1 protein-coding gene is annotated in these 588 nt (G+C 52.7%); it reads left to right on the top strand.

What is annotated here, in order from left to right; genetic code table 11:
• A partial coding sequence (locus JMF85_RS27860; protein WP_201319403.1) for an ABC transporter permease occupies nucleotides 1-588 on the top strand: 588 nt, incomplete at its 5' end.

Here is a 588-nt window from a genome sequence, read left to right as displayed (position 1 = left end):
CTAAGCAAAATGATCAGCGGGGGGATGTCCATCTTCGGGTTTGATAAATCGTTTAGGGTTCTCGGACAAGGCTATGTCGGAAGCATCCCGATCCCGGTCATTATACTGATTGTCGTAGCCCTGATCGGCAGCTTTATTCTGAATAAAACGTATTTCGGCCGATATGTGTATGCGCTTGGGGGCAATGAAGAAGCGGCGAGGCTGTCGGGAGTCAATGTCAAGCGAATGAGAATGATGCTCTTCTCCCTGGGCGGATTCATTACGGGCATCGCGGGTATCGTCCTCTTATCGCGTATGAACTCGGGCCAGCCGAACGCGGGGGCCGGGTTTGAGTTCGACGTATTGACGGCGGCGATTCTCGGCGGCATAAGCATCATGGGCGGTGAAGGAAAAATATCCGGCGTACTGACCGGTGTTCTCATCATCGGGGTGCTGAGCAACGGTCTGGTATTAATGAATGTAGGCGATTACTACCAAAGCATCATCAAAGGGGTCGTGCTGATTGCGGCAATCGGTCTGGACGGTCTCCAGCATAAAAACAGAAAGAAAAAAGCTGTGCCGTCGGTCCAGTTGGCGGCTGGGGGTTGA

It is taken from the genome of Paenibacillus sp. EPM92 (assembly GCF_016586185.1).
GTDB classification, from domain to species: Bacteria; Bacillota; Bacilli; order Paenibacillales; family NBRC-103111; genus Paenibacillus_G; species Paenibacillus_G validus.
Note: the sequence above shows the minus strand (reverse complement) of the source record. Positions and strands in the feature narration are given on the sequence as shown.